Below are 8,306 nucleotides of genomic sequence, written 5' to 3'. Positions count from 1 at the left end.
GGCCACGTCGATCCGCAGCGGCAGCGGCGCGCCGTCCGGCCGGACGAGGCCGAGCAGCATCCCGTCGGCCTCGGCGCGGTCGGTCAGCAGGGCGGCGAGGGCGGCCAGCAGTCCGTCGGGGCCCAGCGCGGCGGCGAGGCCGGCGGGGAGCGCGACCTCGTGGCGGGCCGTCTCGCCGGTGCCTCCGCCCGGTGGCCGCGGACGGTCGGCCGGCAGCTCGAACACCCGCAGCCCGCCGAGCTCCTCCCCTTGCCGGCCGTCCCGGTCCGCGGGCCGCCCGGGCAGTGCGGAGAGCCGGGTGCCGGCGTCGTCGGTGACCGTGCGGAGCAGGTCGATCAGCGACTCCGTCAGCGCGGCGATCGTGTCGCGGTCGAACAGCTGCGTGCTGTACTCGACCACCACGTCCAGGTCGTCGGCGCCGGCGCGTTCACCGACCACCACCGTGATGTCGAACTTGGCGGTGCCCGGCGGGAGTCCGGGGAACAGCGGGCCGCCGTCCTCGTCCACGGCCGGGCCGAACAGGCTCTCGCCGAAGACGAAGTGCGGCGGCAGCGTCTGGTGGACGTACATGACGTCGAAGATCGGGTTGCGGGACGGGTCGCGCTGCGGCGCCACCTCGCGCACGACCGCGTCGAAGGGGATCTCCTGGTTCTCCAGTCCCTCGATCACCGCGGTGCGCACCCGGCGCAGCAGCGTGCGGAAGGCCGGGTCGCCGGAGAGGTCGGAGCGCAGCGCTATGGTGTTGTTGAAGAAGCCGAGCAGGCCCCACAGTTCGGGCCGGGTACGGCCGATGGTGGGAGTGCCGACCACGATGTCGTGCTGGCCCGACCACCGGGACAGCAGCATCTTGAGGCCGGTGAGCAGCACCGTGAAGAGCGTGGCGGACTCGCGCGCGCCGACCTCCCTCAGCCGGGTGACCAGTTCCGCGGGGATGGTCAGACCGTAGGCGGCGCCCGTGAAGTCCATCCGGGCGGCGCGCGGCCGGTCGGTGGGCAGTTCCAGGGCGGGAGGGTCGGCCAGGCGTTCCGCCCAGTAGCGCAGTTCGCCTTCGAGGAGCCCCTTCTCCATCAGCTCGCGCTGCCAGTTGGCGTAGTCGCGGTACTGCACGGGCAGCGGCTCGAAGCGGTGCACCCGCCCTTCGCAGCGCGCCTGGTAGAACCGCATGAGTTCGTCCATCAGGATCTGCGGCGCCCAGCCGTCGTTGACCGCGTGGTGGGTCAGCCAGCAGAAGAGGTGGTCGTCGGGTGCGAGGCGGATCAGGGTGACACGGACCAGGGGGTCCCGTTCGACGTCGAAGACCCGCTCGGACTCGGCGCGGATGATCGCGCGTGCCGTGTGCTCGGCGCCGGGCTGCCCGGTGAGGTCCTCGTAACGGAAGAAGTCGCCGAGAGCGGGTCTGACGACCAGCCGCGCGCGGCCGTCCACGGACACGAAGTTGGACCGCAGGGCCTCGTGGCGCTCGGCCAGGTCCTCCCAGGCCAGACGCATCGCCTCGGGGTCGATCGGGCCGCGGTGGCGGGAGGCGCCGGGAAGGTTGTAGAGGGTGGTGCCGGGGTCGAGCTGGTGGTGGAACCACATGCGTTCCTGACCGTAGGACAGCACGGGCTCGTCGCTGCGGCGGATCGGTGGGAGGGCCGGGGCGGCGGATCCCGGCTCGGGCACGGCGGGGGCGGCGGGTGCGGCGGGCCCCGGCTCGGACACGGCAGTGGGGGCGGCGGGGGCGGGCAACCGGCCCGTGATGGCGGCGGCCAGGTCGGCGACGGCCGAGTGGTCGTAGACGTCGACCATCCGCAGGCTGACGCCGTACCGCTCCTCGACGCGCCTCAGGAGCAGCAGGGCGATGATGGAGTTGCCGCCGATGGCGAAGTAGTCGTCGTCGGCGGCGACGTCGTCGGCGTGGAGCAGTTCGGTCAGGGTCCGCCGCAGCCAGAGCAGCACCTCCGCCACCGGTTCCGCGGCGGAGGGCGCCTCGGGCGCAGGCGCCTCGGGCACAGGCGCGTCGGGCACAGGCTTCTCGGGCACAGGCTTCTCGGGCACGGAAGCCTCGGGCACGGAAGCCTCGGGCACGGAAGCCTCGGGCGCGGACTTCTCGGGTACAGGCGGCGAAGCGGTCCAGGCCGTCCGCACGTCACCCGCCGGCCGGGCCCAGCAGCGGACGCCGCGGAACGGGTGCCCCGGCAGCGGTACGCGCCGCGCGGCGGGGGTCAGCGCCGACCAGTCGAGGTCGTGCCCCAGCTCGTACAGTCGCGCCAGCACACCGGGTACGCCGTCCGTCCCGGGGGCGGCGGTGAGCACGGCGGCCCCGGGACGGTCGGCCAGGTAGTCCGCCAGCAGGTCGCTCAGCTCGCCGCGAGCGCCCAGCTCGACGAAGACCACGGGTCCGTCGGCCAGTTGCTCGTCGGCCACGGCCCGCAGCCGTTCGGGCCGCACCGGCGCGTCCCCGCCCTCCGCCGCCGCGAGGTCCCTGGTGTCCTGGGCGGTGAGCGTGCCGTTGAGGTGGCGGACCACGTAGCGGGAGAGCCCGGAGCTGATCATCCCGTCCGCGGTGACCCCGGCCCGGCCGAGCGCGGCGTGCGCGGCGATCTGGGCGCGCACCGCCGCGGCCCGGTCGGCCGGCACCGGCAGGGAGTCGGGCACCGGTGCCGGCTCGCCGGTGCCGGCAGCCGGTTCGGCGTCCCCCGACAGCAGGCAGACGACACGCGGTGCGGTGACCGGACCGGCCGCGGGGGCGAGCCGGCGCCAGGTGACGGCGGCCGCCAGCGCGGTCGCGAGGTCCCGGGTCCGGCCGGCCACCGCACCCACCCGGAACGGATAGTGGTCGCGGCCCGTGTTCAGCGTCCAGGCGACGTCGGCGAGCGCGGCACGGCCGTCACGGAGTTCGAGCGAGAGCCGCTCGCACAGCGTGTGCAGGTCGGCCTCCGTCCGGGCCGAGACACCGACCACCCTCGGTGCCCCGTCCGCCGGCGGGGCGGGCGCAGACGGCGGCTCCTCGACCACGCAGTGCGCGTTGACGCCGCCGAGGCTGAACGAGCTGACGCCGGCGCGCCGCACCCCCTCGGTCCGCCACGGCCGCAGCGACGTCACCACCTCCAGGCGGGCGCCGTCCAGGTCGACCTCGGCGGCGGGCCTTTCGAAGTGCAGCGACGGGTACAGCTCGCCGTACCGCACGCTGAGGATCGTCTTGACCAGGCCCGCGATGCCGGCCGCGTGGTCGAGGTGGCCGATGTTCGTCTTCACCGAGCCGACCGCGAGCGGCCGCCGCTCCCCCGGCCGGGCCAGCGCCAGTCCCTCGGTCTCGACCGCGTCGCCGAGCCGAGTGCCGGAACCGTGCGCCTCGACGTAGCCGGCGGTGCGGATGTCCAGGCCGGCCCGGTCCCAGGCGCGTGTGATCACCTCGGCCTGTGCGCGGGCGCTGGGCGTGGCGATGGTGGCGGAGTGGCGGCCGTTGTGCGCGGTGGCGGTACCGCGGATCACCGCGTGGATGAACGCGCCCTCCTCCAGAGCCCGTTCGAGCGTGGTCAGCAGCAGCACCGCACCGCCCTCACCGCCACCCGCGCCGTCTGCGGCCCGGTCGAAGGCCCGGGAGCGCGCGGTCGGCGACGCGATGCCGGGGAAGTCGGCGACCGAGGCCTCGGGGGCGATGATGTGGCGCAGGCTGACACCGCCGACGACGGCGTAGTCGGCCTCGCCGTCGCGGAGTTCGCGGCACCCCTGGTGGACGGCGACGAGCGAGCCGTTGCATCCGGTGTCAACGCCGTAGCACGGCCCCGACAGACCGAAGAGGTGGGCGATGCGGGCGGGCAGGGCGAAGGGCATGTTGCCCATCAGGCCGAGCGTGCCGGAATCGGTGACCAGCGGCAGGTAGCCGTTGCCGGGCGAGCTGAAGATCACCGCTGTCCGGCTGTCGCGCAGCGCGGCGGGGGCGTAGCCGGCGTTCTCCAGGGCTTCCTGCGTGAGGTGCAGGGCGAGCCGGTGCTGCGGGTCGGTGACCTCGGCCTCGTGGCGGGACATGCCGAAGAACTCGTGGTCGAACAGATCGATCCGGTCCAGGTAGCCCAGCTCCGGATAACGCACCGCGGGGTCCAGGCCGGTGGACTCGACGCGCTCGGCCGGTACCGGCCGCACGGAGTCGCGGCCGGCTCGCAGGTTCGCACGGAACGCGTCCGGCCCGGATGCCTCGGGGAAGCGTGTGGCGATGCCGACGACCGCGACGGCGGCCGTACCGGTACCAGTCATGTCAGCGACTCCGTTCCTGTGTGACCGCGCGTTCAGAGTTCGTAGGACACCGGAGCGGGACGTCCGGCGTCCGGCAGGCATCGCTCGCCGGCGTCGGCTTCCGCATCGGCCCGGTCCCCGGTGTCGGCGTCGGTTCCGGTCCGGTCGTCGATCACGTCCGCCTGGGCGGTGACGGTGACGAGGTCGAACAGCTCCCCCGCACGCACCGCTCCGGGCCACCGCGCGTCGAGCCGGCGGTACAGCTCGACGACCTTGAGCGAATCGCCGCCCACGACGAAGAAGTTGTCCTCGGGGCCCGCGTCACGGTGGCCGAGCACCTCGGCCCAGATCTCCCCCACGACCTGCCGCGTGCCGGCCCGTCGTCCCTGACCGGCCGGGTGTTCCGTACGGTCGGCGACCGCGGGGGACAGGGAGGCGAGCGCCGTGCGGTCCGCCTTGCCGGTGGGGGTGAGCGGCAACCGGTCCACCGGTACGAAGCGGCTCGGCAGTGCCTGGTGGACCAACTGCTCCCGGCAGTGCCCGCGCAGGTCCCGCGGGTCCGGGGGCTCGTGCCCCGCGGCCGGTACGAGGAAGGCGGTCAGCCGCGGCGCGTCGGCGTCCCGCTCCTCGCAGAGCACCACGGCCTGGTCGACCGCCGGGTGGGTCTCGAGCACGGCCTCGATCTCGCCGAGCTCCACGCGCGCGCCCCGGACCTTGACCTGGTGGTCGGTGCGGCCGTGGTAGTGCAGCGTGCCGCACGCGTCGCGGCGGGCGAGGTCGCCGGTGCGGTAGAGGCGGGCACCGGGCGGGCCGAACGGGTCGGCGACGAAGCGTTCGGCCGTGCGTCCGGGCGCGCGTGCGTAGCAGCTGGCGACGAACGCGCCGCCCACGTACAGCTCGCCCAGTTCCCCGTCCGCGACCTCGCGCAGCCTCTCGTCCAGCACGCGGGCGGTGGCGCCGGGCCAGGGACGGCCGATGGGGATGCGCTCCAGGGCGGGGTCGGGCCGGTCCTCGACGGTGCAGGAGACCACGGTCTCCGTGGGACCGTACTCGTTGGCGAGGCGGGCGCCGGGCAGGTGCGCACGGTGGCTTCGGACCAGTTCGGGCGTGCACACCTCACCGGCGACGACCACCAGGCGCAGGCTGTCGGGGAGCCGGTCGGGCCCGGTCAGCAGCAACCGGTAGTAGGACGGCACGACGACGAGGTGCGTGGCGCGGTGTCTGCGGGCCAGCTGCACGAACTCGGGCGCCCGGCCCAGCTCGCGGGCGGTCGGCAGCAGCAGTGTGTGGCCGTTGGAGAACGACCAGAACATGCCGGCGAGCATGCCGTCGAACGACAGCCGCATCGCCATCAGGAAGATCGAGGGCCCGGTTCCGTACACGGCACCGCGCGGACGGACGGAGTCGGCCAGCGCGCCGCGGCTGACCACGACGCCCTTGGGGGTGCCGGTGGAGCCCGAGGTGTAGACGAGGTAGGCGGGCGCGTCCTCCGGGACCGCCGGTACGGGGTCCGCGACGGCGCGGGCGCCGGCCTCCGCCAGGGCGCCGAGGTCGAGGTCCTCGGCCGCGAGCCTGGGCGGTGCGTCCGGCAGTCGGGCCAGGTCCTGGTCGTCCCGGGCGGCGAGCACGACGGCGCAGTCGGTGTCGCGCAGCAGGGCGCGCAGCCTGCTCGGGGGCAGGTCCGGTTCGATGGCGGACCAGGCGGCTCCCACCCGCAGCGCGGCGAGCACCGCGGCGACGGCGACGGCGCTCTGCTCCAGGCGGATGCACACGCTGGTGCCGGTCCGGGCGCCCGCCCGGCGCAACAGCTCGGCGAGTCCGGCCGACACGTGGTCGAGCTCGCGGTAGGTGAGCGCGGTGGTCCCGATGACGAGCGCGGTGGCCTGCGGGGTCCGGGCGGCCTGGGCGCGGAACGCGTCGATGAGCGACTGCCGGGTCGGGTGTGTCACGGCGGCCTCCTCAGGCGTCCCGGGCCAGCAGGCGGACGTGCCCGGTGGACTCGGGCACCGGATGGTCCGCGGGTACCGCGAGGACCATGGGGCCCCCGTCCGCCGGATCGGCCTCGACCTGTGTGAAGCCGGCGAAACGGAGGGTGACCAGCATGTTGCGGTTGACGGCGGTGGGCACGAAGTGCGTGACGGGCCGGCGGCCCTCGGCGCGCGCCCGCCGGATCAGATGGTTCAGCAGCAGCCCGCCGACGCCCCGCGAGGCGACCCGGCAGGACATCAGCATCAGCCGCAGCACCGCGTCCCGCGGCGTGAGCTCGGTGACGGACAGTCCGATGACGCCGTAGTCGCCGAAACGGTCACGGAGGCGGGCGAGCCGCACCTGGTGGTCCGGGGAGGCGATGAGTCCGCGCAGCTCGTCCTCGCTGTAGACCAGGCCCGTGCTGTTGAGCTGGTGGGTGCGCACGGTGAGTTCGCTGGCCCGCGCGAGGTCGTTCACGGTGGCCGGGGCGACCTCCATGACGAGGCCGAGCGAGGCGAGGAACTCCTGGCGGTCGCCGCCGGCCTCCTCCTGGGCCTGCCGGCGCCGCCACTCGGTGCGGTAGAGGTGCCTGCGGCCTGCGGCCTCGGCCGTCACGTGCTCGGGGCGGAACTCGGGCCGCTCCGGAAGGCGGTCGGCGGTGCCGGCCTCGTAGCAGCGGACCGCCGGAAGCGCGGAGGAGACCTCGGCGCGCTCGACCGGGTCGTTGTCGATGAACGCGACGGTGTCCAAACCGATGTTGAGCGTCTCGGCGATACGGCGGACCGCGGCGGACTTGTCCCCCCAGCCGATCCGCACCGCGCAGAACCACTCCTCGAGACCGCACGCCTCCAGGTGCGCGGTGGCCGTGTCGTGGTCGCCGCGGCTGACCGCGGCGTGCAGGATGCCGCGCTCGTCCAGCGTGCGGAGCACCCGCGGGACGTGCGGGAAGGGCCTGGGGTCGTCGCCCTCCAGCACGACGCCGTCCCACAGTGTGTCGTCCAGGTCCCAGACCAGGCACTTGACGGTCGTTCCGCCCGCCGCGGCCGTCATGAGCCCGCCCCGAAGCGGCGCACCAGGTGTGCGGCTATGTGGATTTCGGACACCTGCTGCGCTCCTTCGATGATCTCCATGACCTTGGCGTCCCGGTAGTGGCGGCCGACACGGCTGTCCGGTGCGCACCCGGCGGCGCCGAGGATCTGCACGGCGTCGCGGCCGGCCGACGCTCCGGCGGCGGCGGCCGCGTACTTGGCCATGATCGTCTCGGTGATGCCGCGGCCCGGTCCGCCGGCCCGTGCCCGGGCGGCCCGGGCGGCGAGTTCGCGGGCCCCGGCGGCGTCCACCGCGATCCTGGCCAGCAGCGCGCCGACCGCCTGGTGCCGGCTGAGCGGCACACCGCCCTGCACCCGGGCTGCGGCATGCGCCGCGGCGTCGGCCACGCACGCCTCTGCCATGCCGACGCAACCCCAGGCGACCGTGAACCGGCCGTGGTCGAGCGCGGTCGCGGCGACGTGCGACAGGCCGGCCCCGGGAGGGGCGATCCGGTGACCGGCCGGGACCCGGACGGCGTCCAGGGTGAGGTGGGCGATGCCGGCGGCACGCATGCCGAGCTGGCCGCTGACCGGCTCGCGGCGCACACCGGGCCGGTCGGTCTCGACCAGGACGGCGGTGGGCCTGCCGTCGCTGCGGCCGAGCACCAGCAGTACGTCGGCGTTCTGCCCGAAGGTGACCCACCTCTTGCGGCCGGTCACTGTGAGCGCGGTGCCGTCCGCGGACTCCTCGACCTCGGTGCGCACCTCGGCGAGCGCGCTTCCCGCGCCCTCCTCCGTGGCCGCGAAGCCGGCCGTGAGGGTGCCGTCGGCCAGTGGCGGCAGCCACCGGGCCCGCTGTTCGCGGGTGCCCCAGCGCAGCAGGGCCGCCGCGACCATCGACTGGACGGTGAGCAGGCCGCGCAGGGCGCTGCACACGCCGCCCAGGTGGGCGGCCACCTCACCGAGTTCGGCGGGGGCCAGGCCGGCGCCGCCGTACCGGGCGGGCAGGTCGGGGGCGAGCAGGCCCGCCCGGGCGAGGTCGCGGAGCACTGCCGCCGGGACCCGGCCGTCCCGGTCCCAGTCGGCGGCCGGAGC

The 8,306-nt window shown here is 74.9% G+C and carries 4 protein-coding genes; all 4 read right to left on the bottom strand.

Features of this window, described 5'->3' with window-relative positions; all coding sequences use genetic code 11:
* On the bottom strand, positions 1-4,236 hold a 4,236-nt coding region (locus ACLIYP_RS27990), incomplete at its 3' end, for a condensation domain-containing protein (RefSeq protein ID WP_412715883.1).
* A 32-nt stretch (positions 4,237-4,268) separates the two neighbouring features.
* Complete coding sequence (locus ACLIYP_RS27985) at positions 4,269-6,164, bottom strand: non-ribosomal peptide synthetase (RefSeq protein WP_412715882.1); 1,896 nt, start codon at positions 6,162-6,164, stop codon at positions 4,269-4,271.
* Positions 6,165-6,174: 10 nt separating this feature from the next.
* Entirely contained in the window at positions 6,175-7,233 is a 1,059-nt protein-coding gene (locus tag ACLIYP_RS27980; protein WP_412715881.1) for an HAD-IIIC family phosphatase, read from the bottom strand.
* Positions 7,230-8,306 (bottom strand): acyl-CoA dehydrogenase family protein (locus tag ACLIYP_RS27975; protein WP_412715880.1); only part of this gene is annotated, 1,077 nt, incomplete at its 5' end. The genes ACLIYP_RS27975 and ACLIYP_RS27980, both read right to left, overlap by 4 nt.

The organism is Streptomyces nanhaiensis (assembly GCF_046614825.1).
GTDB lineage: Bacteria > Actinomycetota > Actinomycetes > Streptomycetales > Streptomycetaceae > Streptomyces > Streptomyces radiopugnans.
The sequence above is the reverse complement of the archived record's forward strand: the minus strand, read 5'-3'. Positions and strand labels throughout refer to the sequence as shown.

What these genes read in the sequence shown, in the direction of transcription:
- ACLIYP_RS27980 (WP_412715881.1), bottom strand. Translation starts at nt 7,233, where the DNA reads ATGACGGCCGCGGCGGGCGGAACGACCGTCAAGTGCCTGGTCTGGGAC.